Origin of the sequence: Arthrospira sp. PCC 8006 (assembly GCF_046480465.1) — a bacterium.
In the GTDB taxonomy this organism is placed as follows: Bacteria; Cyanobacteriota; Cyanobacteriia; order Cyanobacteriales; family Microcoleaceae; genus Limnospira; species Limnospira platensis.
In genome coordinates this window covers 1-492 of sequence record NZ_PKGG01000545.1, presented here as the reverse complement: position 1 = coordinate 492, position 492 = coordinate 1, and the positions used below count along the sequence as shown (strand labels likewise).

Sequence of the window (492 nt, the reverse complement as noted above, 5' to 3'; positions counted from 1 at the left end):
CGCAATGAAGGACATTCTTGTCACCTGCCCGCCGATGCTGGGCCAGTTCGACCGTTTCGTGGACCTGGCCGCCGGCAAGGGGCTGAAACTGCATCGCGCGCAAGTCACCCAGACCCTGAGCGAGGACGAGCTTTGCGTCCTGCTGCCCGGCTATGACGGCTGGATCATCGGCGACGACCCGGCGACCCGCCGGGTGTTCGAGGCCGCGCGCGCGGGGCGGCTGCGGGCGGCGGTGAAATGGGGCATCGGCGTTGACAATGTCGATTTCGCCGCCTGCAAGGATCTGGGCCTGCCGATCATCAACACGCCGGGCATGTTCGGCGCCGAGGTTGCCGATGTGGCGGTGGCCTATGTCATCGGGCTGGCGCGTGAGCTGTTCGTGATCGACCGCGGGGGGCGCGCCGGCGGCTGGCCAAAACCGGCCGGCATCAGCCTGAACGGGCGTTGCGCGGGCGTGGTCGGCATGGGCGATATCGGGCGCAACACGATCAC

General features: G+C 68.3%; 1 pseudogene. It reads left to right on the top strand.

From position 1 onward, the window contains the following. Window positions 1-492: pseudogene (locus tag B9T16_RS29300) on the top strand (dihydrofolate reductase); the annotation flags it as partial.